This is a genomic window from Nordella sp. HKS 07, from assembly GCF_011046735.1.
In the GTDB taxonomy this organism is placed as follows: domain Bacteria; phylum Pseudomonadota; class Alphaproteobacteria; order Rhizobiales; family Aestuariivirgaceae; genus Taklimakanibacter.
Genome location: NZ_CP049258.1, coordinates 6,463,115 through 6,486,594 on the forward strand (window position 1 = coordinate 6,463,115; position 23,480 = coordinate 6,486,594).

27 protein-coding genes are annotated in these 23,480 nt (G+C 62.2%); 11 read left to right on the forward strand and 16 right to left on the reverse strand.

The features are described from left to right. Positions 1-10 precede the first annotated feature (10 nt). The 3 genes from G5V57_RS30620 (at position 11) to G5V57_RS30630 (ending at position 2,830) form a co-directional block, all read left to right on the forward strand. Positions 11-361 (forward strand): DUF6867 family protein, encoded by a 351-nt coding sequence (locus G5V57_RS30620; protein ID WP_165172496.1) that lies wholly within the window; start codon positions 11-13, stop codon positions 359-361. A 128-nt stretch (positions 362-489) separates the two neighbouring features. Further along, complete coding sequence (locus tag G5V57_RS30625) at positions 490-1,611, forward strand: branched-chain amino acid ABC transporter substrate-binding protein (RefSeq protein ID WP_165172498.1); 1,122 nt, start codon at positions 490-492, stop codon at positions 1,609-1,611. 106 nt (positions 1,612-1,717) lie between these two features. Beyond that, the gene (locus G5V57_RS30630) at positions 1,718-2,830 is read left to right on the forward strand and encodes a branched-chain amino acid ABC transporter substrate-binding protein (RefSeq protein WP_165172500.1); all 1,113 of its coding nucleotides are present in this window, start codon (positions 1,718-1,720) and stop codon (positions 2,828-2,830) included. 71 nt (positions 2,831-2,901) lie between these two features. Here the strand turns inward: G5V57_RS30630 and G5V57_RS30635 are convergent, their stop codons facing one another. Beyond that, positions 2,902-3,261: a hypothetical protein gene (locus tag G5V57_RS30635; RefSeq protein WP_165172502.1), complete on the reverse strand. Its 360-nt coding sequence runs from the start codon at positions 3,259-3,261 to the stop codon at positions 2,902-2,904. 134 nt (positions 3,262-3,395) lie between these two features. On the opposite strand from G5V57_RS30635, the gene G5V57_RS30640 reads away from it, so the two are divergent. After that, positions 3,396-3,632, forward strand: a complete 237-nt coding sequence (locus G5V57_RS30640; protein WP_165172504.1) for an Lrp/AsnC ligand binding domain-containing protein — start codon at positions 3,396-3,398, stop codon at positions 3,630-3,632. A gap of 9 nt (positions 3,633-3,641) precedes the next feature. Beyond that, the gene (locus tag G5V57_RS30645; RefSeq protein WP_165172506.1) at positions 3,642-4,364 is read left to right on the forward strand and encodes a DUF2259 domain-containing protein; all 723 of its coding nucleotides are present in this window, start codon (positions 3,642-3,644) and stop codon (positions 4,362-4,364) included. Here the strand turns inward: G5V57_RS30645 and G5V57_RS30650 are convergent. Genes G5V57_RS30650 through G5V57_RS30660 form a run of 3 tightly spaced genes read right to left on the reverse strand, consistent with a single transcriptional unit; the run spans position 4,361 to position 7,741 of the window. Next, positions 4,361-5,164: an MBL fold metallo-hydrolase gene (locus G5V57_RS30650; RefSeq protein ID WP_165172508.1), complete on the reverse strand. Its 804-nt coding sequence runs from the start codon at positions 5,162-5,164 to the stop codon at positions 4,361-4,363. The genes G5V57_RS30645 and G5V57_RS30650 overlap by 4 nt on opposite strands. Before the next feature lie 55 nt (positions 5,165-5,219). Continuing rightward, positions 5,220-7,211, reverse strand: a complete 1,992-nt coding sequence (locus G5V57_RS30655; protein WP_165172510.1) for a VWA domain-containing protein — start codon at positions 7,209-7,211, stop codon at positions 5,220-5,222. Next, positions 7,208-7,741, reverse strand: a complete 534-nt coding sequence (locus tag G5V57_RS30660; RefSeq protein ID WP_165172512.1) for an RNA polymerase sigma factor — start codon at positions 7,739-7,741, stop codon at positions 7,208-7,210. The genes G5V57_RS30655 and G5V57_RS30660 overlap by 4 nt, the downstream gene beginning before the upstream one ends. Positions 7,742-7,959: 218 nt before the next feature. Between G5V57_RS30660 and purB the strand changes: the two genes are divergently transcribed. Then, entirely contained in the window at positions 7,960-9,261 is a 1,302-nt protein-coding gene (gene purB, locus G5V57_RS30665) for an adenylosuccinate lyase (protein WP_165172514.1), read from the forward strand. 17 nt (positions 9,262-9,278) lie between these two features. On the opposite strand, the gene G5V57_RS30670 is transcribed toward purB, so the two are convergent. The 3 genes from G5V57_RS30670 to G5V57_RS30680 are packed head-to-tail and all read right to left on the reverse strand — an operon-like array spanning position 9,279 to position 12,965. Then, positions 9,279-11,126 carry an ATP-binding cassette domain-containing protein gene (locus G5V57_RS30670; RefSeq protein ID WP_165172524.1) on the reverse strand — a complete coding sequence of 616 codons (1,848 nt, stop codon included), beginning with the start codon at positions 11,124-11,126 and terminating at the stop codon, positions 9,279-9,281. 4 nt (positions 11,127-11,130) lie between these two features. Beyond that, on the reverse strand, positions 11,131-12,270 hold the full coding sequence (locus tag G5V57_RS30675) for a sugar ABC transporter substrate-binding protein (RefSeq protein WP_165172526.1): 1,140 nt from the start codon (positions 12,268-12,270) through the stop codon (positions 11,131-11,133). 44 nt (positions 12,271-12,314) lie between these two features. Further along, complete coding sequence (locus G5V57_RS30680) at positions 12,315-12,965, reverse strand: SGNH/GDSL hydrolase family protein (protein ID WP_206530124.1); 651 nt, start codon at positions 12,963-12,965, stop codon at positions 12,315-12,317. 136 nt (positions 12,966-13,101) lie between these two features. Between G5V57_RS30680 and G5V57_RS30685 the strand changes: the two genes are divergently transcribed. After that, positions 13,102-14,322 carry an ROK family transcriptional regulator gene (locus G5V57_RS30685; RefSeq protein ID WP_165172528.1) on the forward strand — a complete coding sequence of 407 codons (1,221 nt, stop codon included), beginning with the start codon at positions 13,102-13,104 and terminating at the stop codon, positions 14,320-14,322. A 17-nt stretch (positions 14,323-14,339) separates the two neighbouring features. Here G5V57_RS30685 and G5V57_RS30690 read toward each other — a convergent pair whose 3' ends face one another. From G5V57_RS30690 to G5V57_RS30705, 4 genes are all read right to left on the reverse strand, one after another. Then, on the reverse strand, positions 14,340-14,783 hold the full coding sequence (locus G5V57_RS30690) for a L,D-transpeptidase (protein WP_165174336.1): 444 nt from the start codon (positions 14,781-14,783) through the stop codon (positions 14,340-14,342). A 165-nt stretch (positions 14,784-14,948) separates the two neighbouring features. Then, a complete protein-coding gene (locus tag G5V57_RS30695; protein WP_165172530.1) occupies positions 14,949-16,187 on the reverse strand; it encodes a hypothetical protein in 1,239 nt (412 codons plus the stop codon). A 45-nt stretch (positions 16,188-16,232) separates the two neighbouring features. Beyond that, positions 16,233-17,000 carry an HpcH/HpaI aldolase/citrate lyase family protein gene (locus tag G5V57_RS30700; protein WP_165172532.1) on the reverse strand — a complete coding sequence of 256 codons (768 nt, stop codon included), beginning with the start codon at positions 16,998-17,000 and terminating at the stop codon, positions 16,233-16,235. A gap of 9 nt (positions 17,001-17,009) precedes the next feature. Further along, complete coding sequence (locus G5V57_RS30705) at positions 17,010-17,333, reverse strand: DUF1476 domain-containing protein (protein WP_165172534.1); 324 nt, start codon at positions 17,331-17,333, stop codon at positions 17,010-17,012. 257 nt (positions 17,334-17,590) lie between these two features. On the opposite strand from G5V57_RS30705, the gene purC reads away from it, so the two are divergent. Then, positions 17,591-18,364 carry a phosphoribosylaminoimidazolesuccinocarboxamide synthase gene (gene purC / locus G5V57_RS30710; RefSeq protein ID WP_206530125.1) on the forward strand — a complete coding sequence of 258 codons (774 nt, stop codon included), beginning with the start codon at positions 17,591-17,593 and terminating at the stop codon, positions 18,362-18,364. An 84-nt stretch (positions 18,365-18,448) separates the two neighbouring features. Continuing rightward, complete coding sequence (gene purS, locus G5V57_RS30715) at positions 18,449-18,688, forward strand: phosphoribosylformylglycinamidine synthase subunit PurS (protein ID WP_137856943.1); 240 nt, start codon at positions 18,449-18,451, stop codon at positions 18,686-18,688. A 28-nt stretch (positions 18,689-18,716) separates the two neighbouring features. Here purS and G5V57_RS30720 read toward each other — a convergent pair whose 3' ends face one another. From G5V57_RS30720 to G5V57_RS30740, 5 genes are all read right to left on the reverse strand, one after another. Then, positions 18,717-19,085 (reverse strand): hypothetical protein, encoded by a 369-nt coding sequence (locus tag G5V57_RS30720; protein ID WP_165172536.1) that lies wholly within the window; start codon positions 19,083-19,085, stop codon positions 18,717-18,719. 24 nt (positions 19,086-19,109) lie between these two features. Beyond that, a complete protein-coding gene (locus G5V57_RS30725; protein WP_246737425.1) occupies positions 19,110-20,792 on the reverse strand; it encodes an SWIM zinc finger domain-containing protein in 1,683 nt (560 codons plus the stop codon). Further along, positions 20,789-21,196 carry a hypothetical protein gene (locus G5V57_RS30730; protein ID WP_165172537.1) on the reverse strand — a complete coding sequence of 136 codons (408 nt, stop codon included), beginning with the start codon at positions 21,194-21,196 and terminating at the stop codon, positions 20,789-20,791. Before G5V57_RS30730 ends, G5V57_RS30725 begins: the two co-directional genes overlap by 4 nt. Before the next feature lie 99 nt (positions 21,197-21,295). Beyond that, a complete protein-coding gene (locus tag G5V57_RS30735) occupies positions 21,296-21,739 on the reverse strand; it encodes a PIN domain-containing protein (RefSeq protein ID WP_165172538.1) in 444 nt (147 codons plus the stop codon). Then, positions 21,736-22,029, reverse strand: a complete 294-nt coding sequence (locus G5V57_RS30740; RefSeq protein ID WP_165172539.1) for a hypothetical protein — start codon at positions 22,027-22,029, stop codon at positions 21,736-21,738. The genes G5V57_RS30735 and G5V57_RS30740 overlap by 4 nt, the downstream gene beginning before the upstream one ends. 109 nt (positions 22,030-22,138) lie before the next feature. Here G5V57_RS30740 and purQ point away from each other — a divergent pair, with 109 nt between their 5' ends. Both purQ and G5V57_RS30750 read left to right on the forward strand, forming a co-directional pair. Beyond that, on the forward strand, positions 22,139-22,801 hold the full coding sequence (purQ, locus tag G5V57_RS30745; RefSeq protein ID WP_165172540.1) for a phosphoribosylformylglycinamidine synthase subunit PurQ: 663 nt from the start codon (positions 22,139-22,141) through the stop codon (positions 22,799-22,801). Continuing rightward, positions 22,798-23,436, forward strand: a complete 639-nt coding sequence (locus G5V57_RS30750) for a glutathione S-transferase family protein (RefSeq protein ID WP_165172541.1) — start codon at positions 22,798-22,800, stop codon at positions 23,434-23,436. The genes purQ and G5V57_RS30750 overlap by 4 nt, the downstream gene beginning before the upstream one ends. Positions 23,437-23,480: the final 44 nt, after the last annotated feature.

Consider the following 23,480-nt stretch of genomic DNA (forward strand, 5'->3'; position numbering starts at 1 on the left):
GAATTGGAGAATGTCTCTCTTCGTTGAGGACAACAGTCCCTGGATTTTCTTCATCATGACGGTAGTGATCGGCGGCGGCGCTGCCTTTCTCTCCGGCCGCGCATTGGCGACCAAATGGCGGCCCTGGCTGTTTGCCGTTCTCTACATGATCCCGCTCGGCCTGGCGTTGCGCTTCTTCCATTATGCATTGTTCAACGGCAACCTCCTGAGCCTCCATTATTTCATCACCGATACGCTGGTCCTCGTCGCCGCGGCGAGCCTTGGCTACCGGCTTACTCGCGTCGGCCAGATGGTAAGCCAGTATCCCTGGCTTTATGAGCGTTCGGGCCCCTTTGGCTGGAGGGCTAAGGGAGCTCCATGAGTTTGGACCAAGGGAAAATGCCAAAGAGCATGGCCCTTTCCAATCGCACCCTTTTGAGCAAAGATAGGCTCAAGGGGTGTGCAACCCCCGAAAGACCGATCAAGGTCATTACCCCAAGGGAGAAACAGATGAAGAAGTTTGTACTATCGGGCATAGCCGTAGGCTTCGCGACGGCCCTCGCCGCCACCACGGCCTGGGCCGATATCACGATCGCCGTGGTTGGCCCGATTACCGGCCAGTATGCGGCTTTCGGCGAGCAGATGAAGAAGGGCGCCGAAATGGCGGTCGCCGATCTCAATGCGGCTGGCGGCATCAATGGCGAAAAAGTGGTTCTCGAAGTGGGCGACGACGCCTGCGATCCGAAACAGGCTGTTGCCGTTGCCAACCAGATGGCCTCGAAGGGCGTTAAGTTTATCGCCGGCCATTTCTGCTCCGGCTCTTCGATCCCGGCGTCCAAGGTTTATGAAGAGGAAGGCATCCTGCAGATTTCGCCAGCCTCGACAAACCCGAAGTTCACCGATGACGGCGGCTGGAACGTGGCGCGCGTCTGCGGCCGTGACGATGCCCAGGGCATTGTTGCCGGCAACTTCCTCGCCAAGAACTACAAGGACAAGAAGATCGCCATCATCGACGACAAGACGGCCTATGGCAAAGGCCTGGCGGACGAAACCCGCAAGGCGTTGAACGCCGCCGGCGGCAAGGAAACCATGAACGAATCCTACACGGCCGGTGAAAAGGACTACACCGCGCTCGTCTCCAAGCTTAAGGAAGCGGCGATCGACGTCGTCTATGTCGGCGGCTATCACACGGAAGGCGGTCTTATTCTCCGCCAGCTGCGTGAACAGGGTTCGCAGGCACTCATGATCTCGGGCGACGCTTTCGTGACCGACGAGTTCTGGACCATCACCGGCCCGGCCGGCGAAGGCACGATCATGACCTTCGCTCCCGATCCGCAGAAGTTCGACTCGGCCAAGGCGGTCGTCGAGAAGTTCAAGGCGGCAGGATACAATCCGGAAGGCTATACGCTCTACACCTATGCAGCGGTCCAGGCCTATCAGCAGGCCGTCGCGGCGGCGGGTGGAGCTGACGACAACAAAAAGATCGCCGCGTGGCTGCGCGCCGGTAACCCGCTGAAGACGGTCCTGGGTGACCTCTCTCTGAACGAGAAAGGCGACATCAAGGACGCCAAATATGTCTGGTACAAGTGGCATGACGGCAAATATGCTGAAGATGCCGAACTGAATAAGTAATCAGCGTTCATCAGGCGCCCGCGCAGCTCGTCTGCGCGGGCGTATTGCTTTGCCGGTCCGGTTGGACCACCATCGGCTCGAAGATTCTCTCTCACAGAGTTACCGGATGAGCCGCAGATTGCTGTGCTTCGCTGTATTGGCGTGCTTGCCGGCCGGAATGGCGTCGGCCGAAATCGCCATCGCCACGGCAGGCCCGATGCAGGGCCAGTATGCGATGTTTGGCGAGCAGTTGCGGCATGGCACTGAAATGGCGGTTGCCGACATCAATGCCGCGGGTGGCATCAATGGCGAAATGCTGACTCTCGAAGTGGTCGACGACGGCTGCGATGCGCAGCGTGCGGTCACTGTGGCCACCGAACTCGCCGCCAAGGGCGTCAAATTCGTCGCCGGCCATTTCTGCTCGAATGCCTCGATCGCCGCCGCCAGGATTTACGAGCAGAACGGCATTCTGGAAATATCGCCGGCCGCGACCAATCCCAAATTCACCGATGAAGGCGGCTGGAACGTCGCCCGCGTCAGCGGCCGCGACGACGGCCAGGGCGTCTACGCCGGTAGCTTCCTGGCAACGGCCTACCGGGACAAGAAGATCGCCGTTCTCGATGACGGCTCCACCTATGGCAAGGGCATGGCGGACGCGCTTCGACGGACGCTCGCCGCCGCCGGCGTCAAGGAAGCTCTGAGCGAGCACTATGCTCCCAGCGGGACGGATTTCGGCGCTCTTGTCGCGCGCCTCACAGGCGCGGCGATCGATGTCGTCTATATCGGCGGCGCTCCCGCCGATGCCGGGCTCATCGTCCGCCGGCTGCGCGAGGCCGGATCGCCGGCTCAGATTGTCGCCGGCGATACGCTCGTCGCCGGCGAGTTCTTATCGGCCGCGGGTCCGGCCGCCGACGGCACCATCATGACCTTCCCGGCCGATCCTCAGCGCCTGCCCGCCGCCAGAGACGTGATCGGCAGGTTCGCCGACACAGGCTATGTGCCCGAAGGCGCCACCCTCTATGCCTATGCGGCGGTTCAAGCCTATCGCCAGGCCGCCATCGCGGTCGGCGGCGTCACCGACAACAGGAAGATCGCCGGATGGCTGCGCGCTGGAAACACGCTGAACACGGTCCTTGGCGACATTTCCATGAATGAGAAAGGCGACCTCAAGAACCCGAAATATGTCTGGTACAGATGGTCGGACGGCAAATATTTCGAGGACGCTGAGCTGAACCGGTAGAGGCACTCAAGCGGCCGGCTGAAGCCGACAAGGGACCGGCACGGATGGGATGCCGGTCTCTCGAGTTCTCGTCAATCGATCCTGAACTGCAGCCCTATGCCGGGGCCGCCGCCCCAATATCCCGGACCGTTATAGCCATAGCGCGGTCCATAGTAATAGGGATCGTAGTACCGGTCATAGTAGCGATAACGCCGCCAGTTTCTGCTCTCGCGCCAGCGTGAACGATCGCCGCGCCAGCGTGAACGATCACCGCGCCAATTACGGCGATCCTTGCGCCAGTTCTTCTTATGATTGACCTCGACGACACTGGCGTCCTGCGCGGTTTGAATTTTCACCGGCGCAACGGGCATCGCATGACTTGCGGCCGGGGCCATGAAAACCGTCCCCGCCGCAAGGGCACCGGCGACAGCAATGGCCTTGATGTTCAACACGATAGATACTCCTGACTCGACCTTCGACACTTCCTATGGCGAACACATAGGGATCGTCTCCGGCTGCTAAAAGGTATCTTGACCAGGACAACAAACGGCAGGAAGGATCGTTCCGAGATTCAAGGGAGGTGCCGATGAAGGCCTATTTCGTTCAGATCAAGTGTGAGCTGGGCAAAGCTTACCACGTGGCAACTGCTATCGCCGATGCCGAGATCGCATCCGAAATCTATTCAACATCAGGCAATTACGATCTTCTGGCGAAGTTCTATCTCGAGCCCGAAGCTGACATCGGCCACTTCGTGAACGAGAAGCTGCACAAGATCAAAGGCATCAAGGACACCTACACCATCATCACCTTCCGCGCTTTCTGAAGGTCAGCCATGCGATTGCCCGCAGCCCTCTTGTTTCTTCTGACGACCGCGACCATGGCGAGCGCCGCCGACAATGCCGAGCGCGCCGTTATAGGTTTTTCACCGGATGGCCGCTATTTCGCCTTCGAGCAGTATGGCGTCCAAGATGGCTCGGGCTTTCCTTATGCGGAAATATTCGTGGTCGATCTCGATGCCAATCAATGGGTCAAGGGATCGCCCTTCCGCCAGCGCCTGGAGGACGAGGCGGCACCTGTTTCGGCCGCGCGCGCCAGCGCCGCCAAGGCGGCATCATCCCTCCTGGGCAAGCTCAAGACCACCGAGCCCGGCGAAATGCTCGCGGCGCAACTGCCGACGCAAGCTGTCGCCGATCGCCACCGCATCGAATTCGATCCCTTCTATCAGAGCCGGACGAACCAGAAGGGCGACCGCTACACGCTGAAGCTCGATCTGGTGCCGTTCGCGGCACCCGAAAGCTGCTACGCGGAAGACGGCAAGCAGATGGGATTCAAGCTCACGATCAAGGACAACGAGTCGGGCGCGGAAAAGGAGGTCCACAAGGACATGTCCATCCCCTCCTCCCGCTATTGCCCGCGCGATTACGACATCTCGGACGTCGTCACCTATCGGCCCGTTTCAGGCATTGCGCGTCAAGTTGCCTTGATCGGCGTCTACACGCCGGGCTTCGAGGGTGTGAACCGGCGCCACATCGCGGTGCCTTTCGCGCTGCCCTAATCCGCGATGGCCTTGATATAGCGCTCGACCGAGCGGGCCACCGCCCCCTTGCCGTCATCCAGGATGCGCATATTCCAAAAGGCGCTGTAGACCTGCCCATAGTCGAAAGGCTCGAGCGCCGCGGCGATGTGCTTCACGGCGCGCGCATTGAGCGGCCAGAGATTGGGATAGGAGTACATGAAGCTCACATGCTTGCGATCCATCACGACCTGCAGGATGTCTCCGGCGAGCAGCACATTGGGCTTGTCCCGGCGCTTCCAATGACAGACCGATCCGCCTTCGAAATGCCCGCCGCAGCGGATCAGCGTCACATCGGGCAGGATCTGTCGGGTCTCGCCTGACCAGAAGACGATCGCCGGATCGGGCCGCATCACCCATTGCCGGTCACCTTCATGAATATAGATGGGGATATTTCCGAGCGCCCTGCTCCATTCGACGATCACCGAATAATAATGCGGATGCGATATCCCGATCGCCTTGATGGGGCCGCGCTCGCTGAGCGCCGCTACCGCCTCGTCGGTGACGAGACTGATGCAATCCCACAGCACATTGCCGTCCGGCGTTTCGGCGAGAAGCGCGCGCTGTCCGATGGCGAAACTCGGCTCGACACCGATACTCAGCACGCCATCCTCGTCCTTGATCACGACCTTGCGCTCGCGGGCGAGCTCTTCCATCGTCGTCCAGTCCTGCCCCGTCCAGCGCACATACTGCCGCCCGTCTTCGCAAATGGGGCATGAGGCCGGCGGCGCGGCGCTCGCCGCATACTGGACCCCGCATTGCCGGCACATGTGATGAATCATGAAGGCTCTCCCGCGCTAGAGAAGACCGTTTAGCGCAGGAGAGCCCATCGGGCCATTACTGTTTCAGCGGCTCCAGGCCCTGCGCCGTCTTGGCGAGGCGCACGAGATTGATGAATTCGGCGCGATAGCCGAACTCGTCCTTGCCCTTGGCGCCTTGAGCCAGCGCGATCACATCGTCATAGCTGAATGACTTTGTATATTGCCCGCCACGCAGCAGTTGCCCGAAGGCGGCAATGGCGGCCGCGAAACGCGCCTCCTGCGGCGCCGCCTCGACGCTCGTAGCCGCGGCATCGATCTTCACCGGCTCGGTGATGAGTTTCGAGTCTTTTTCACCGGGCAGCTTGTAGCGGATCTTGACGAAACCATACTCGTCCGAGCCTGCCTTGGCCGCGTTCTCACTCGCGCCATAGCGCAATTCGTCATTGAGTTTGGCCTTCGAGTCCTTAGGCGTGATCTCGTAGATCGCTGTCACCGTGTGGCCGGAGCCGATATCACCGGCATCGACCTTGTCGTTGTTGAAGTCCTCGCGCTGCAGCATACGCGTCTCATAACCGATGAGCCTGTATTCCGAGACGGTGTCGGGATTGAACTCGACCTGGATCTTGACGTCCTGCGCGATGGTGAAGAGCGTGGAACTCACTTCATCGACCAGCACCTTGCGCGCCTCGTTGAGCGTGTCGATATAGGCGGCGTTGCCATTGCCGTTCTGCGCCAGCGTCTGCATCATCTCGTCATTGTAGTTGCCGCGCCCGAAGCCCAGCACCGACAAAGTGACCCCTGTCTCGCGCTTGCGCTCGACGAAACTCTTGAGTTCCTCGGGGTCGGTGATGCCGACATTGAAATCACCGTCGGTGGCAAGGATCACGCGGTTGATGCCGGTCTGGTCGAAGCTCTGCTCGGCGAGCTGATAGGCCTGGCGGATGCCTTCGGCGCCCGCGGTCGAACCTCCCGCCATCAGCCGGTCGAGCGCACCGATGATCTTCGCCTTGTCCTTCGCCTTGGTGGGCTCGAGCACCGTGCCGGCGCTGCCGGCATAGGTGACGATCGAGACCGTGTCCTCAGGCCCCAGCGTGTCGACCAGCATCTTGAGCGCATTCTGCAGGAGCGGCAGCTTGTTGGGCTCTTCCATCGAGCCCGACGTGTCGACCAGGAGGACCAGGTTGGATTTCGGCTTCTCCTGGCCGTTGAGCGCGAAGCCCTTGATGCCGATATGCATGAGCCTTGTATCCGGGTTCCACGGCGTCGGGAAGAGCGAGACATTCGCCTTGAACGGCACAGCCTTGTCGACCGGCCCCGCATAGTCATAGGGGAAGTAATTGATCATCTCCTCGACGCGCACCGCATCCTTCTGCGGCAGCACATTCTGGTTCAACTCGGCACGCACGAAACTATAGGACGAGGTGTCGACATCGATCGAAAATGTCGAGACCGGCTCGTCCTTGGTGATCTTGACCGGATTGGTCTTGATGTCGCTGAACTTGTCGCGGCCGTGGTCCTGGTAATGGCTCTGGAGCCGGTCATCGCTCTTGGCGAGGGTCGTCGGCGCACTCTGCAGATAGGGCGCGGCCATGTCGGCGACACCCTCGGACTCCGACATGGTGAAGGCCAGCCCGCTTGTGGGCGCCGGCACGGGTTTCGCCGCGGCCTTCAATTCCTTTCGCGCCAGCGCGTCCGTCCTCTGCCTTGGCTCTGCTGTCGCGGGTTCAGGCATCTGGCCGGCATTCTGTTCCAGCGCCGGGGTGAACGTCAGTTCAGGCCGCTCGCGCAGCAGGCCGCTATTCACCGCGACCAGCGTGATCACCGCGAGGCTCGCACCGGCCATCAGGCCATGGCTCAATCTCAATCCATGCATCTTTGTGCTCCCGAAGAGGAAACCCCTCACCCGCATGATGAGACGGGGCTGAGCGGCCTTTCCTTGGGAGGCCTTCGAGAAAATTTCATCATAGGCGGCCATCGCCGCATCGATGCCCACTGACTTGGCGGTCGGATCGGACCTCGGCGCCTCGGCGCGGAATGGGGCTTTGAGATGGTCGAAGTCGTCGGTCATTCTTCCGTCCTCGCCAGCACCGCGAGGCGCTTGCGCACTTCATGCATGCGCCAGGACACGGTGGTTTCCTTGATCCCGAGCACCTCCCCTGCCTGGGCATGTGTCATATCCTCGGCCAGCACCAGCAAAGCCGTTTCCTTGAGATCGGGCGGCAGCCGGTCGATCGCCTGATAGAGCCATTGGAGGCGCCGGTCGCTGTCGGCCCAGTCGGCGCCCCGCTGCGCGTCGACCTCGACAAAGGCGGCCTCCATGCGCCCGAGCGTCTGCCGCCGCCTTATATGATCGCGGCAGTGATTGAGGGCGAGTTGATAGAGCCAGGTCGTAAACCGGCTCCGGCCGCCGAAACTGCCGATCTTGCGCGCCAGCGCCATGGCCATCTCCTGGGCGGCGTCCTCGGCCTCGGCCCGGCTGCCAAGGAATCGATAAGCCACCCGGAACAGCAGATCGTAATGCCGCTCCAGCAAATGCCGGAACGCGGCGCGGTCGCCGTCCTGGGCAAGCCGGACAAGATCGAGGTCGCTCGCACGCATGTGTCTGAAGCTTTGACGGATGCCGATGGCGAAACCTTGGAAGGAATACGGAAATTCTATACGCTGACTTCGCGTCCGGCCGTTTCCCGGGTGAAATCACCCAGCACCATGGGATTTCGGCCGTCTTGGGAGGCTTTCACCCCGGGCCGGATTTTTCCTCGCCCTCGCCCCCTCGATTTGATAGACCGCGCGGGTCTCAAATCGAAACGAGCCCGCCCATGATTCCGCGTTATACCCGTCCCGAAATGGCTGCCATCTGGGAGCCCCAGACCCGCTTCCGCATCTGGTTCGAGATCGAGGCCCATGCGGCGGACGCCATGGCCGAGCTCGGCATCATTCCCAAAGAGGCGGCCGCCACCATCTGGGCCAAGGCCAAGGACGCCGTCTTCGACGTCGCCCGGATCGATGAGATCGAGCGCGAGACCAAGCACGATGTCATCGCCTTCCTGACCCATCTGTCCGAGATCGTCGGGCCTGACGCCCGTTTCGTGCACCAGGGCATGACCTCTTCCGACGTTCTCGACACCTGCCTCAATGTCCAGCTCTGCCGCGCCGCCGACATTCTGCTCGCCGATCTCGATGACCTTCTCACGGCGCTCGAGCGTCGCGCCAAAGAGCATAAGAACACCGTCACAATCGGGCGCAGCCACGGCATCCATGCCGAGCCCACCACCTTCGGCGTTAAGCTCGCTTTCGCCTATGCCGAATTCATGCGCGCCAAGGAGCGCCTGGCCTTCGCCCGCATGGAAGTGGCGACCTGCGCCATCTCAGGCGCCGTCGGCACCTTCGCCAATATCGATCCGCGCGTCGAGGAGCATGTCGCCAGGAAGATGGGGCTGACGCCCGAGCCGGTTTCGACCCAGGTCATCCCGCGCGACCGCCATGCGATGTTTTTCTCCGTGCTGGCGGTGATCGCAAGTTCGGTCGAGAGGCTCGCCACCGAAGTACGCCATCTGCAGCGCACCGAAGTCCTGGAAGCCGAGGAGTTCTTCTCGCCCGGCCAGAAGGGATCCTCCGCCATGCCGCATAAGCGCAACCCGGTCCTCTCGGAAAATCTCACCGGGCTCGCCCGCCTCGTGCGTTCGGCCGCCATCCCGGCGCTCGAGAATGTGGCGCTCTGGCATGAGCGCGATATCTCGCATTCCTCGGTCGAGCGTGGCATCGCGCCCGACGCCACCGTTCATCTCGATTTCGCCTTGCGCCGCCTCACCGGCCTCATCGACAAGCTGGTCGTCTACCCGGAAAACATGCGCAAGAACCTCGACCGGCTCGGCGGTCTCATCCATTCGCAGCGTGTGATGCTGGCGCTCACGCAAAGAGGCATGGCGCGCGAGGAAGCTTATGCCGCCGTTCAGCGCAACGCCATGCCGGTCTGGCGCGGCGACGGCGATTTTCTCACTCTTCTGCAGGCTGACAAGGACGTGACCGCCAAGCTCTCCACGTCCGAGCTCGCCGAGCTCTTCGACCTCGGCTATCACACCAAGCATGTCGACACGATCTTCAAGCGGGTGTTCGGCTGACGCGTGAGCGGCGCTAGCTAGCTCAGCGTGCCGCGCGCCATCAGGCTCCACAGCTGGTCGGCGCTGAGGTCCCTGACCGGGCCGTCATAGGCGACGCGCCCGAGGCTCAAGACCACGATGCGATCGGCGAGCGCCCTCACCGTCGCCAGATCATGTGTGACCAGGATGACGCCGGTGCCCTGCGCCGCGATCGAGCGGATCAGATTGATCACCTGCGCCGTCTGCTTGACGCCGAGCGCTGCCGTCGGTTCGTCGAGACAGATGAGCTTCACATGCGCGCCGAGCGAGCGCGCGATGGCGATCGACTGCCGCTGCCCGCCCGAGAGCGAGCGCACCAGAACATCCTCATCCCGAAGCGTCACACCCAGCGCCGCCAGCCGCTCGCGGCATTGCTCGGCCGCCTTGCGGTCGTCGCGCACCGGCAGCAAGCCGAGCCAGCGCCGCGTCTCCTCGCGCCCGAGGATCATGTTGTGGGCGACGCTGAGATTGGGACAAAGCGCCAGGTCCTGATAGACCGTCTCGAGCCCCGCGGCGCGCGCATCTTGCGGGCTGCGGAAGGCGGCCGGCCGCCCTTGGAGCCGCATCGCGCCGGCATCAGGTTGAAGCGCGCCCGAGATAATCTTCACGACTGTTGATTTGCCGGCCCCATTGTCGCCGAGCAGGCAGACGATCTCCCCCTTGTGGACCGTGAAGCTTGCTTCCTCGAGCGCGGTCACGGCGCCGAATGATTTGCGCGCGCCATCGATCGCGAAGATCGGGCCGCCGTCATCCATCGTCTTTGCTTGTCGGGTCGTGGCCGGTGCCGGCGCGGCGCCGGTGTCGGCCACGCTGAAGGAATGGGGGGCGGCGCTTGCCCGCTTGCGCCGCATGCCAATCGCCAGCTGGTCGGCGGTCAGCGCCAGGAGCAGCATGGATCCCACCGCGATCGACTGCCACCAGGATTGCAGGCCGACGAAGATCAGCCCGGCATTGAGGATGCCGATCGTCGCGACGCCGATGGCGATTCCGAGCGGCCGTCCGGCGCCGCCCGAGAAGGCGACGCCGCCGAGGATCGCGGCGGTCAGCACATCGAGCTCGAAGCGCACGCCGATGGTCGGCGTGATGCTGCCGAGCCGGCCGGCGATCAGCACCGCGACGAGGCCGATGAGGAGGCCGTTGACGGCATAGAGGCCGACCACGGTCTTGCCGACCGGAATGCCGCACAGCTCGGCGGCGCGCGGATCGCCGCCGATCGCATAGATGCGCAAGCCGATCACCGTGCTGGTCAGGATGAAAGCGCCGATGATGAAGACGCAGAGCGCGATGAGCACCGTGAACTGGACGCCGAGGATCTTGCCGCGCCCCAGTTCGAGCAGCGCTGACGGAAAGCCGTAGACGGCGGTGCTGCTGACCACGAAAGCGAGCCCGCCATAAAGCGCCAGCATCGCCAGCGTCACGATGAGCGGCGAGATGCTGAGCTTGCGCACCAGGACGCCATTGACGAGCCCAAGCAGGAAGCCGAGGCCAAGTCCCACGATGATCGCGAGTGTTGCGCTTCCCGTCAGCACCGCCACCTTGGCGACGATGATGCCGATGAGCGCCACCATGCTGCCGATCGAGAGATCGACATAGCCGGCGATGAGGAGTGCCGAGGTGCCGAGCACGGCGATCAGGATCGAGGTGGAATTGACCCCGATGACGACGAAATTGTCCACACTGAAGAAGGCCGCGTTGAGAGCCGAGAAAAGGACGATCAGACCGAGCGCCACCAGCGCCAGCCCGATGCGGCCTGAGGCCTCGCCCGGCGCCTTGATGCCGAGCCGCAGGAAGGAGGTCCCTCCCTCCTGCGTCCCGGTCCAGGCCGTTTCGGCATTCTCCGTGGTCATGAAGCTACTTGGCTTCCGACGACCAGGGGAAATTCACATACTGGTCGCGCGTGTCATAGCAGATATTGCCATACATCCTGAGATAGATGTCGCGCTTTTTCGCATCGTTGTAGACCGAAGCCGGGTCGGCAACGTCGGCTTGGTACTGCGGCAGGAAGTCGGCGGTCAGCGCCACCGGCAGGATGTCCATCGCCTGCGGGATGCTCTTGCCCTCGAGCCAGTCGGCGGCGTGCTGGCCCATCGCATAGGCGAAGACCGGCGAGGCAAGACTGATGCTCGCCTTGTAGGGGCCGTCGCCTTTCTTGATTTCCGCCACCGCCTCGGGCTCACCGTCGATTCCCCCCAGGAACTGGTCGGGCCGCGCCTTGCCGGCGGCTTCGAGCGCGGCGAGCGCCCCCAGCACCACCGTGTCGGCGCCCAGCACCACATCGACATCGGGATGCGCCTGCAGGATGGTGCTCATCGTCGCGAAGCCGCCTTCCTTGTTGACCGGGCTCGGCGAGATGTCGGCGACGATCTTCACATCCGGCAAGGTCTTCATCACGTCGCGCATCGCGGCGAAGCGCGGCGCCAGGAACTCCATGCTGTCATGCGAGAGGATGACGACATTGGCCTTGCCGCCGAGCTTGTCCTTGATATAGGCGGCGGCCGCTTCCGCCAGCACCTTGCCGGTCTCATATTGCGGAGCGTTGAGGAGCGAGGTGGCGGGCGGCGGCACGATGGTGCCGACATAGGCGCCCGACCAGATGAGTTCCTGCAGGCTGTGGCTCATCGAGGCGGGATCGACGGGTGCCGCGATAAGTCCGCCGATCTTGGAGGCGAGGAAGAGCTGCACCTGCTCCACGCCCTTGGCGGCATCGTTGTTGGCGAGCGCGCGGCGATATTCGAGGCCACGGTCCTTGGCCGCCTTGGCGAGGCCCTGATCGACGCCCTGCATGAATTCGCGCTCATTGTCCTGGGCGAAGGCGAGCACCTTAGCGAGGCCCGGCGGCGCACTGCAGGCGGGCGCCTTAGGATCAAAGGGCTTGAAGACGGTCTGGATGGTGATGCCTGCCGGCCCCTCTTGCGCCGATGCAACCGGCAGACCGAGCGCCAGCAAGGCCGTTGCGCCGAGCGTCGTCAGAAGCACTTTTCTTCTCAGCATGATCAGTCCTCCCTTGGGTATTGCTTCGCGTCTAATGAAAAACTTCAGAGCGCCAGCGCTTGAACGGCCTTGGCGATCTCGGTGCCGAGGATGCGATGCGCATCGCTGTCGAAGTGGATGCCGTCGACAGCGCTCGATTCGATGACCGTGCCGGCATCGAAGAAGGCGGCGCCCGAACGTTTGGCGGTCTCGCGGAAGAGCCGGCCCAGCTGCCTCGATTTCTCGGCGCCCCCCAGAAACATCTGGCCGAACCAGTCGACCTCGAGCAATGGCGGCGGGGCCACGACGAGCACCTTGGGTGCAACTCCGCCATCACCCGCCTCGCTACGCTGAATGAGGCGAACCAGAACCTCAATTGAATCGGCTACATCATTGGGCGTCAAAGAGAATCTGTGCTTAAGGTCATTGGTGCCGAGCGCCAGCACAATCACGTCGAGCGGCATATGGGTCTCGAGCAGGACCGGCAGCGCCTTGATGCCGCTCTTGTGCAGGCCCTCGATCGGGTCCTCATGTACGGTGGTGCGTCCGGGATGGCCTTCTTCGATGATCTCCCAGCCATTTCCCAGGGCTTTGCGCATCACGCCGGGCCAGCGCCGGTCGGGGGCAAAACGGTGCCGGCCGGTGCGCGCCAGCGTCGGGATGGCGCCATAGGTGTTCGAATCCCCGAAACACATCACGGTCCTGGCTTGCGTCACGGCGCCTCTCCCTTCCCTGACCACCTATTTGAACGCCATCCGCCCTACATCCGTCAACTAATTTCTTCCACTGGAAGTATTAATTGAATTGCCGCAATGGATCAGCATTGCTACACCCCACCCAGAGGTTTTATCGGTGACAGGCACCAGTTTCTTCAGCGTCGAGAAGATCGGCTCAGGCCGTAGCGGCGGGACCACCCAGGCCGAAAGCCGGATCTACAACGAGCGCCTCGTGGTTACGCTGGTGCGCCGGCATGGCCAGCTCGCCAAGACCGACCTGACGCGCCTTACCGGTCTCGCCCCCCAGACCATCACCACCATCGTGAACCGCGCCGCCGAAGCGGGCCTGCTGCGCCGGCTGGAGCCCATGCGCGGCAAGCTCGGCCAGCCCTCCGTCCCCTACGCCCTTAATCCCGACGCGGCCTTCTCATTCGGCCTCAAGATCGACCACCACAGCGCCGATGTCGCCCTCATCAATTTCACCGGCGAAGTGGTGGCCTTCGAGCGCGCCGAGTTCGTCCACCCTGGTCCGGAAGACGTGATGGCCTTCGCTCGGAGTGCCATCGAGCGCCTGCGGGCGGCGCATCCCTCCGTCTTGGAGGAGCGCATTGCGGGCCTCGGCATCGCCTCGCCCTTTCATCCCGGCAGCCTTGGCGAGGACGCCGTCCTGCCTCAGCCCCGTATCCAGGCGTGGCGGAAGATCGACATTCGGGCCGAACTCGACCGCGTCTTCGACTGGCCGGTCTTTCTGCACAATGACGGCACCATGGCGGTCGCCGCCGAACTGATGTTCGGCGCCGGTGCTTTCTTGGCCGATTTCCTCCATGCCTATATCGGCCATTGCGTCGGCGGCGGCCTGGCGCTCGACCATCATCTGCATCCCGGCCGCAACAAGCTCGCGGGCGCGCTCGGCGACATGCCCGTCCCCGCTGCGGGTCATGGCAACGAACCCACAGTGCCCTTGTCGCGCCTCGCCTCCTTGCGAGCTCTCGCCGACCGGCTGAACGGCGCCGATGACGGACGCATCTGGTCGTCGCCCGACGATTGGGGTGATCTGGGCCCCCCCTTGCAGGACTGGATCGAAGCCGCCTCCGGCGGCCTTGCTCATGTCGTGATGAATGCCGTCGCCTTGCTCGATATCGACAATGTCGTCATCGACGGCGCCATGCCAAAAGAGGTGCGCAAGGAGATCGCCAAAGCGACGCGGCGCAAGCTGGCCCGAAGCCTTGCCGGCCGGCCGCAGCCCTTCTCGGTGCTCGAAGGCGCCTTCGGCCACCTCGGCCCCGCCATCGGCGGCGCCAGCATCCCGTTATTGGTGAAATACTCCAACGACCGCGACGTTCTCTTCAAGGACTGAGAGTGCGCCTGACCTGATCAATTGGTGATGACGATCCGCGTGTCGTCCATGCCATACTGGCGTATCAGGCTGTAGAGTCTGGCGGCGTTTCCGGGCGCCAACCTTATGCAGCCATGCGAGGCGGGCCGCCCCAGCGAGCGCACATAGCCGGTGCCGTGGATGGCATAGCCGCCGCGGAAGAAGACCGAATGCGGCATGGGTGAATTGTCGTATTTGCGCGAATAATGCATGCGTTTCAGGAGATACGGACGGAACGATCCGCGCGGTGTCCAGTAGCCTGAACGGGCGGTGGACACCCGCCAGCTCGCATAGGGCCAGCCATTGACGGTGACGGACATCGTCTGGCTGGAAATATCGATCCGTACAGCGACATTCGCCGCAGCGGACGACGTCATGACCAGGAGGCTCAGCAGGCCGGCAGCGGCGACGGATGCGGCCGCCCGGAGTACTCCGTTACGCATACGCATGATCAAGCCCTCAACAAACTCAGCCACTGTCAGAAAAGCATGACTCACTTCGGCCCGGCAATGGGCCCGCCCTTCAATTCGGCGTGATTATTCCTAGCTGTTTTCCAGCTGGAACGCATTGAATTTGCGGAAATATGTTTAAAAGCGAGGCGGGGCGGCTCAATCGAACAGGAATTCGCGCCCCACTTTGACCCGCCGCACCCCGTCATAGGCGATGATGTCGGCGGTGGCATAGGTCTCCGACAGGGTCGCCGGCAGGAAGCTTCCCGTGCCGACGATATCGAGCGGCGCCTTGGCCGCCCCCATGACCTGGCATTTCTGCGGGTCGAAGCCGGAGGAGCCGACGATCTGGGCGTCGCGATAGCCGGCCTCATCCAGCGCCAGGCGCGCATGGATGATCGAGGCGACCGACACCCCTTTGCCGAACAAAATGCGGCGCACCTTGTCGACCAGGATATTCCCAGGGTCGAGCTGAAAGGCGCGTCCGCCCAGAATCTGCTCGACGATATTATATTCGCCCGACACGCCGAGCCACTGTCCGACCCGCTCGACCGATTTCTCGTAATCGAGCCCTTCGGCGAAGCGCCCGCCATGCGTGTCAATTCTGACACCGAAAGTCTTGCCCTGCTTATCGAGCTTCGCTTCCCGATAGAACCACTTGGCGCAGCGCAGTGCGTCGGTGATCTCCTCGCCCGTATAATCGACGAGGGCGGTGAGCGTCTTGGCGCCCGGTATCGTGGCGTTGAAGAGCTTCATCGCTTCGAGCACATCGCCGCCGGTATAGCCGACCAGCGCATGCGGCATGGTGCCCATGCCCTGATCGGCGCCGAACAGCGGTGCCGTCAAATCCTGCGAGGAGCCGATGAATCCCTTCACCTTCGGGTCGGCGCGCTTCGCCGCTTCGCTGCCCACCGCCGCGCCATAGGCGGCGAGGATATTCATCTCGGCGCCGCTCGCATGGCGCGCATGCATGTCCATGAAGCCGGCCGTCGGAATGGCGCGGCACATCTCATACGCGTTGTTCGCCGACACGCAGGGAAAGCCGGTCTTCTGCAAGAGCAGCGTCTCGATTTCCGAGAGCTTCGCCATGGAGCCCGTGATTTCCATCATCTTCATCTCCGAAGGCACGAGATCGCCTTCGTTGAAGAAGCGTTTCACCTTGGTGCCGGGCGCCAGGCGGTTGATGAGGCGGATGGTCGGCTCGAGGGCGGCCACCACGCGCCGGCGCATGAACACCGCGAAGGTCACTTCCGCATCGCCATTCGCATTCACGATGCGCGAGGTATTGGTGAAATACTTGTCGGTCTGCGCGTCGATCGGGCCGGCGCTCAGGCAGATGTCGACGATGCGGTCGAGGACCTCATCGCGCTGCGCTGAAAGGGAAGCTCTCTGGTCCATAGCCTGTTTCTCCAGACCGGATTTTGGGCAATGTTGGGCGAAGCGTCAAACTTTCGCCAGCTGGTCCTGCATGGCCTTGGCGCCCGCCGTCAGGAGGCCGACATCGGTGGCGGCGGCAATGAATCTGAAGCCATGGCCGGCGAAGAAGGCGCAAGCCTCCGGCGAACCGCCGAAGGCGCCCGGAACAAGCTTGTTCTTCTTGGCGGCCGCCGCGATAGCCTTGATCGCGGCTTCGAGCTTGGGGACCTTGAGATCCTTGCCGAGGCCGAAGCCGAGCGAGATCGACAGGTCATTGGGCCCGACGAACAGCCCGTCGAGGCCGGGCGTCGCCGCGATCGCGTCGAGATTGCCGAGCGCTTCCTCGGTCTCGATCATGGCGAAGATCATGGTGCGGCTGTTGGCTTCCTTCAGATATTCGGCCGGCACCGTGCCCGCCGCCTGAACCGCGGCATAGCCGCCCCAGCTCCGCATGCCGGCGGGCGCATATTTCGCCGCCTTCACCAGAGCCTCGGCCTGGGCTCTGGTGTTGACCATCGGCGCGATCACGACCGTGGCGCCGGCGTCGAGCGCCTGCCCGACAAGGCCCGGATCGTTCCACAGAATGCGCAGGATCAGCGGCTTGCCGCTGGCCGTGATCGCCGGCGACATGGAGGCCACGTCAGTGAAGCCGGCGAGGCCGTGCTGCATGTCGATGCACACCGCCTCATAGGGTAGCCGCGCCATCTGCCCTGCGACAATTGCGCCCGGGAACGTCATCCATGAAAAATAGAAGGGTTCCGGTTTGGCGAGCCTGCTCCTGAGGTCGGTGCCCATCGCGAATCCTCAGCCTTCCGACTGAAGCTGTTGGACAGCCTTGCCGAGCAGCTCGTCCATGGTGCGGCGGATCTGGTGATCGGACTGGTCCACGCCCTTATCGTCGAAATCCTTGCGGACCTTGCGGAAGACGTCGTGATCGCCCGCTTCCTCGAAATCGGAAGCGACCACCGCTTTGACATAGGCGTCGGCTTCGCTGCCCGAAAGGCCCAATTTTTCTGCCGCCCACACGCCAAGCATCCTGTTGCGCCGCGCCACGGCCCGGAACCTCATTTCCTCGTCAAGGGCGAACTTCCGCTCGAAACCTTCCTCGCGCTTGTCGAATATCGTCATTCCAGCTCTCCACTAGGATTATGTGCAAATCTACGCTCAGGGAGATGAGATAGCGGCTGGCCGGCCCCAAATCAACCGCGCTTGATTATCCGGCCCTCCCGGGCTAGGTCCATTGTGCAGCGCACCCCCAGGCATTATGTTTGGGCCATGGCGGCAAGCTTATGAGTCGCATAACTTCTCGATATTGGTGGCGTAAGGACCCCTTGCGGACGTAATTTGCGAGGGTATCAAGGGTTTTCTGGATGAGGATTGTGAATATGAACACCAGGCGCACCCGCATTTATGAGGGCAAGGCGAAGATCCTGTATGAAGGGCCTGAGCCCGGAACCCTTATCGTTCACTACAAGGACGACGCGACCGCCTTCAATGCCCAAAAGAAAGCCGTCATCGACGGCAAGGGTGTGCTCAACAATCGCATTTCCGAGATGATCTTCACGCGGCTCAACGAACTGGGCCTGCCCACTCATTTCCTCAAGCGCCTCAATATGCGCGAGCAGCTTGTCCGCGAGGTCGAGATCATCCCGCTCGAGGTCGTGGTGCGCAATGTCGCCGCCGGTTCCCTCTCCAAGCGCCTCGGCATCGAGGAAGGCACCGCCCTTCCCCGCTCGATCATCGAGTTCTACTACAAGAAGGACGAGCTCAACGATCCGATGGTTTCCGAGGAGCACATCACCGCGTTCAACTGGGCGACGCCCCAGGAGATCGACGACATGATGCATCTCGCCATCCGCATCAACGACTTCATGTCCGGCCTCTTCCTCGGCATCGGCATCAAGCTCGTCGACTTCAAGGTCGAATTCGGCCGTCTCTATGAGAACGACATGATGCGCGTCGTGCTCGCCGACGAGATCAGCCCCGATTCCTGCCGTCTGTGGGACATCAAGACCCAGGACAAGCTCGACAAGGACCGTTTCCGCCGTGACATGGGCGGCCTCGTCGAAGCCTATCAGGAAGTGGCCAAGCGCCTCGGCATCATGCCGGAGCTCGCCGAGCCCGAACGCTCCCGTCCGCAGCTCGTGAAGAGCGACTGAACACCCTTCTCCTTCCCCGTTCACGGGGAAGGTGACGCGGTGCGCCGGATGGGGCGAGGCAGCAGACTATTTCCGCGAGGAACAATGAAAGCCAAGATCAAGGTTACACTGAAGAACGGCGTGCTCGATCCGCAGGGCAAGGCCATCGAGGGGGCGCTCGGCTCCCTCGGCTTCTCCGGCATCGAGCATGTGCGCCAAGGCAAGTATTTCGAGATCGACCTCAAGAACACCGACAAGGCGAAAGCCAAGGCCGAGCTCGACGACATCTGCCGCAAGCTTCTCGCCAACACCGTAATCGAGAACTACGAGATCGAGCTGGCGTAACTCGCCACGATCCGTTGCGCTCGGCGGCCTAGCCGGATGTCGCCTGCTCATCTCCCTCATACGTGATGACGGCGATAAGGCATGCGAGGACCAGGGCGCCAAGAAGGAAGCCCAGGATAACGACGGCCACCTTTTCCGCCCCGGTGACCAATTCGGCCTCGTTGGGCGAGGCGCGAGAGTAGCAGATTTGAATCACGCTGCCTGGGCTGAGGGTAGTCACGCTTTTCCACCAAGGCCTGAGAGTTGCGTGGGTGTTCCTCCCGGGTTCTGTTTCATAGAGTGCCTTGACGAGCGCTTCCTTTTCGAGTCCAAGCTTGCAGCCGTCGGCAACGAGCCTGGCCGCTTCTGCACCTCCATCGCAGCTTACAACAGCAATGGTCCGCGGCGAAACCACCATCACGGGATCAAAATTCCCTGATTTTCAGCCGAGCAGCTTCATGAAATTGCGTTTACGCTCGAAGCGCTGCCTGAGGCCTGCGACATACGCCGCTTGCTCGCTGGCGCCCTGCAAGGAAGTCATGCGGGCGATGAGTTTGGCCGCTTGCTCATAGGCAGGATTGCCGCCTGCATTGACGAGTTCTTCGACACGCTTGGCATAGACCGCCAGCGCCTCGCGGGGGTGCGACTTCTCGCTCTTCCGTGCGAGATCATCTTCCGCATAGGCAGATGCGCCATACTTGCGCACAGCCGCCCAGGCTGCGTCGAATGACTTCTCATGCATCAGAATGTCGATGAGAAGGCTCGCTGGATGCCAGAAGCCCCGCCGGCCGCTGGTTGCGCGGGTCTCCAAGAACATCACGGCGCTCTGCTGCGTGGCGGCGCCCCCGACTTTGACCAATTGCTTATAGAGTTCAAGGCTGGGCGCCTTCTCGAAGGCCCGCTGCAGAAGCGCTTGCATGTCGTCCTTGCGTCCTGCCTTTTCCAACAGCTTTCGGGTGAAGATGACGAGACGTTCATCCGGTTCTTCGTCCTCGAAGATCCACAGCCCCTCCTCGGCCCTGCGAAGAGCCTCTTCCTTTCGCCCATGCGCGAGACAAAATTCGGCCAGGTTGAGGTAGTCCCACTGCGAGGACAGATCCTTTTCGCGCAGGGCGATGCGGGCTTGCGTGTCGCCGTCACCTTCGGCGAAGGCATCCAGGATGCCCATAAGCGTATTGTAGTCGGGTTGAGGCTCGCCTCGCTGCCGGCTCCGCCCCGAACGCGGCGGGAGCTTTTCCCACGCGGCGTTGGCCAGGCGACGATATTCGGCGCGCCCCGTTTTACCCAATATGTCTGCGTATAGATCGGCGGCGCGATAGAACGTCTCGTATTCAGATTCCGTTTCGCGGGCAAAAAGATTGCGGGCAAGCTTCAACGGATCTGGCTTTGCCACGCGCGCAGCTTCCAGATGAATATCGCGCGCCTGCTCCATCAGCGCCCCGCAGTGGCCGTCGGAATCATCGATACCGCCGATGGCCCCCTCGATACGATCGATCGCATGCTCGGCCAATTTGAGGGCGACGTCGGCTTGGCCACCCTGCAACAGAGACGCGACGGAATCCAGAGCCGTGCTCACGCCGGCCGCCCACCCCTGGGCCGCGCGGTAGTCGACGTAATCGCGAGTGCGTGTCGCATTGTCGATCACCTTCTTAAGACGCCCTTCGAGCTCCTTGCCGTCGCCTGGCAAGGCGGCCGCCGCCGCAAGATCGAGTTCCCGGAAAAGCATGGGATTCTGCGCCGCCATCTTGACGATCATCTCGGCCAGAACATCGACATTCTTTTTCCTCAGATTATCGCGAATTCGCGAAAGGGCGCCGACACTGTCGGCCTTCCCGTCGCCGCCGGTCTCATTGACCGCCAGGATCACCGCGACCATGTGCTTGCACGTTCCAGAATCCTCAAAAAAGGGACATGAGCACTCGCCGCCGAATGTCTTGCCGCGCCCATGGTGTTCAACCTGATAGTCCTCGCTGCCCTCGACCTGCGCCAGGACGTGTTCCGGCTCGAGGCTGAGAAGTACGACCCTGCCGTCGCGATGATAGGCTTCACCGCGCGCGAAAGTTTTCTCCCCCACATGCCTGCGCAAGGCATCGATATCGAAGCCAACGATCTTGCGAGCTTTCATAGCGGGTGCAGTAGTCCTTCTGTCTTAATCAGGTGCAAAGCCTTCTCGAGGGTGACCGCGCTGTGCAGTCGCCACCATGTTCCTGTATGCCTATGCCACATTATGTCGAACCTACGCTCTCCCGCGCCTCCTCCGGCGTAGTCAAGACGCGTGAAGGCGGCATCGAATTCCTCCCCGGTATTGTGGGGAAAGCCGGATCGGTAGCGGGTGATGAAGCTGTATTTGTCGCCCCGCCATCTTCCGAAGATATCGACGGGGTAGTTAAATTCAGTAGGTCGGATTTCACGCAGATAGCGCGGCTTGAAAAGTTCGGTGATTATGTATTCGCACGCGGCCGCGACGGTCGCCTTCTCTTCCGCGGACAGGGTCACCTCCAGAGTCCGGCACGCTTTTCGCTTCGCCATTCGACGTGATCTTCCTGGATCAATTGTGCCATGAGCGGCCGGCGCGAAAACGATCAACGGGCCTATTTCAACAGATTTTCTATGCGGCCCGCCGGCGGGTCAGCCATCTTTGGTGACCTCGGCCAGCCCGCGCATCAGATTGGGCGTCGACCAGGTGGCGACCCCGGCGCCGGCGAAATCGCGATCCGTCGTCCAGATATCGGCATCGGCATGCCAGGCCAGGGCCAGCACATGCGCGTCTCTCGTCGATCCATTTCGGCTCGGGGCGGCGTCGCGCAGGGCGGTCTCGCTCCGCTCAATGAACGAGTTTAGCGCCGCCACCGGCACGATTGTAATCTGCTCTGCAAGGGCATCGATGATGGCCAACAGGTCCGGCCGCTTCATTCCGAGCTCGATTCGCCGGCGCGCTTCATGAACGACCCGGTCTGTCGTGATGAGGATGGCGGCGCGCTGCGCCGCGATGATCGCGCCGGAGCTTCTCCCATATGCGGCCGAAATCAATATGGTTGCGTCCAGAACAAGCGTCGCTGAAGGCGCTCTCATGGCTTCTTCAGCCACTCCGCTTGGAGAGCGCGCACGGCCTCGACGGACCAGTTCGTGGGATCGACGTTACCGAACTGCGCCAGCGCCAGATCGTCGGCGGCAGGATCGCGTCCCTTGGCCAGTTCCTCGGCACGCGCCAGGATAGCAGCCAGCCGATCAGGATCGGCCGCCTTAAGAGGGATCAACAGGCCCACAGTCCGGGCACCCGACTTCACCGCGGTCGGTCCCGCCAGGGCTTGAATTTTCTCGCCGGACATCTTCTGCAGATCGCGAATGTTGATATGCGTCATTACACTTACATACCATCATATGTAAATAGAAGCAAACGCACCGAGGGACTTTTGTATCGACTGGAATCTCGCTATTGAGCGCCCTTGCAGTTCAGGATCCGAAACCGCCATGAAATCCGCCGTCGTCCTTTTTCCCGGAATCAACCGCGAACGCGATATGGCGCGCGCGCTGGAAGCTGTCACCGGCCACAAGCCGGTCATCGTCTGGCACACCGAGACGACCTTGCCCAAGGTCGACCTCGTCGCCGTGCCGGGCGGCTTCTCTTATGGCGACTATCTGCGCTGCGGCGCCATCGCGGCGCGCTCGCCGATCATGAACGATGTCCGCGCCAAGGCCGCCAAGGGCCTGAAGGTTCTGGGTGTGTGCAACGGTTTTCAGATCATCACCGAGGCGGGCCTCCTGCCCGGCGCGTTGTTGCGCAATTCCGGTCTCAAATTCGTCTGCCGCGAAGTGAAGCTTAAAGTGGAGAATACCGACACCTTCTTCACCAACCGCATGAAGAAGGGTGACGTGGTGCGCTGCCCCATCGCCCATGGCGAAGGCAATTACATCTGCGATGACGAGACCCTGAAGGCGCTCGAGGGCGAGAACCGCATAGTCTTCCGTTATGCCGAGGGCACCAACCCCAATGGCGCCATGAACGACATCGCCGGCATCACCAACGAGCAAGGCAATGTCATCGGCATGATGCCGCATCCGGAGAATATGATCGAGCCGCTGCACGGCAACAGCGATTGCCGCCCCCTCTTCGAGAGCCTGCTCGCGGCGTGAGCGTCGACGTCACCGTCTACGGCGCCCGCTACAGCGTCTATGTGCGCGCCGTCCTGATGGCGCTTGAGAGCAAGGGCGTTTCCTACGACCTTGTCCCCGTCGATATATTCTCGAAATCCGAGGATCTCGACGCCTATCGTGAGATCCATCCCTTCGGCCGCATACCGGCACTCCGCCACGGCGACTTCATTCTTTATGAGACGGCGGCCATCAACCGCTATGTCGACGAGGCCTTTCTGGGACCTCCCTTGCAGCCGGCTCAGGCCGAGAACCGCGCCCGCATGACCCAGATCATGTCGATGACGGATTCCTACGCCTATCAGCCGCTCGTCTGGGACGTCTATGTCGAGCGTATCTCTAATCCGAAGGACGGCAAGCCCACCGACGAGGCGCTGATCGCGGCGGCCCTGCCCAAGGCGCGCATCTATTTCAAGGCGCTGCATTATCTCATGGGGTGTCAGGCCTTTCTTGCCGGCGAGGCACCGACGCTCGCCGATTTCCACGCCGCCCCGGTTTTCGGTTATTTTCTGGAGGCGCCGGAAGGCAGGGAGGTTGTGAAGGAGTTTCCGCGCGTCCAGCAATGGTGGCAGCGTATCTCGGCGACAGAGGCCTTCAAGCGTGCCGTCGGATCATAGTCCATGAGGCGGACGTTCGACGGTTTTTGACGCTTCCTGGCTTG

Excerpts from the sequence above, each read along its gene's own strand:
- G5V57_RS30705 (WP_165172534.1), bottom strand. The coding sequence starts at position 17,333 with ATGACGATATTCGACAAGCGCGAGGAAGGTTTCGAGCGGAAGTTCGCC.
- G5V57_RS30660 (WP_165172512.1), bottom strand. The coding sequence starts at position 7,741 with ATGCGTGCGAGCGACCTCGATCTTGTCCGGCTTGCCCAGGACGGCGAC.
- G5V57_RS30700 (WP_165172532.1), bottom strand. The coding sequence starts at position 17,000 with ATGGGCACCGACCTCAGGAGCAGGCTCGCCAAACCGGAACCCTTCTAT.
- purQ (WP_165172540.1), top strand. The coding sequence starts at position 22,139 with ATGAAATCCGCCGTCGTCCTTTTTCCCGGAATCAACCGCGAACGCGAT.
- G5V57_RS30690 (WP_165174336.1), bottom strand. The coding sequence starts at position 14,783 with ATGCGTAACGGAGTACTCCGGGCGGCCGCATCCGTCGCCGCTGCCGGC.
- G5V57_RS30640 (WP_165172504.1), top strand. The coding sequence starts at position 3,396 with ATGAAGGCCTATTTCGTTCAGATCAAGTGTGAGCTGGGCAAAGCTTAC.
- G5V57_RS30740 (WP_165172539.1), bottom strand. The coding sequence starts at position 22,029 with ATGACGCATATCAACATTCGCGATCTGCAGAAGATGTCCGGCGAGAAA.
- purC (WP_206530125.1), top strand. The coding sequence starts at position 17,591 with ATGAACACCAGGCGCACCCGCATTTATGAGGGCAAGGCGAAGATCCTG.
- G5V57_RS30695 (WP_165172530.1), bottom strand. The coding sequence starts at position 16,187 with ATGGACCAGAGAGCTTCCCTTTCAGCGCAGCGCGATGAGGTCCTCGAC.
- G5V57_RS30650 (WP_165172508.1), bottom strand. The coding sequence starts at position 5,164 with ATGATTCATCACATGTGCCGGCAATGCGGGGTCCAGTATGCGGCGAGC.
- G5V57_RS30625 (WP_165172498.1), top strand. The coding sequence starts at position 490 with ATGAAGAAGTTTGTACTATCGGGCATAGCCGTAGGCTTCGCGACGGCC.
- G5V57_RS30630 (WP_165172500.1), top strand. The coding sequence starts at position 1,718 with ATGAGCCGCAGATTGCTGTGCTTCGCTGTATTGGCGTGCTTGCCGGCC.
- G5V57_RS30670 (WP_165172524.1), bottom strand. The coding sequence starts at position 11,126 with ATGACCACGGAGAATGCCGAAACGGCCTGGACCGGGACGCAGGAGGGA.
- G5V57_RS30720 (WP_165172536.1), bottom strand. The coding sequence starts at position 19,085 with ATGGTGGTTTCGCCGCGGACCATTGCTGTTGTAAGCTGCGATGGAGGT.
- G5V57_RS30655 (WP_165172510.1), bottom strand. The coding sequence starts at position 7,211 with ATGACCGACGACTTCGACCATCTCAAAGCCCCATTCCGCGCCGAGGCG.
- G5V57_RS30730 (WP_165172537.1), bottom strand. The coding sequence starts at position 21,196 with ATGGCGAAGCGAAAAGCGTGCCGGACTCTGGAGGTGACCCTGTCCGCG.
- G5V57_RS30675 (WP_165172526.1), bottom strand. The coding sequence starts at position 12,270 with ATGCTGAGAAGAAAAGTGCTTCTGACGACGCTCGGCGCAACGGCCTTG.
- G5V57_RS30725 (WP_246737425.1), bottom strand. The coding sequence starts at position 20,792 with ATGAAAGCTCGCAAGATCGTTGGCTTCGATATCGATGCCTTGCGCAGG.
- purS (WP_137856943.1), top strand. The coding sequence starts at position 18,449 with ATGAAAGCCAAGATCAAGGTTACACTGAAGAACGGCGTGCTCGATCCG.
- G5V57_RS30620 (WP_165172496.1), top strand. The coding sequence starts at position 11 with ATGTCTCTCTTCGTTGAGGACAACAGTCCCTGGATTTTCTTCATCATG.
- G5V57_RS30645 (WP_165172506.1), top strand. The coding sequence starts at position 3,642 with ATGCGATTGCCCGCAGCCCTCTTGTTTCTTCTGACGACCGCGACCATG.
- G5V57_RS30735 (WP_165172538.1), bottom strand. The coding sequence starts at position 21,739 with ATGAGAGCGCCTTCAGCGACGCTTGTTCTGGACGCAACCATATTGATT.
- purB (WP_165172514.1), top strand. The coding sequence starts at position 7,960 with ATGATTCCGCGTTATACCCGTCCCGAAATGGCTGCCATCTGGGAGCCC.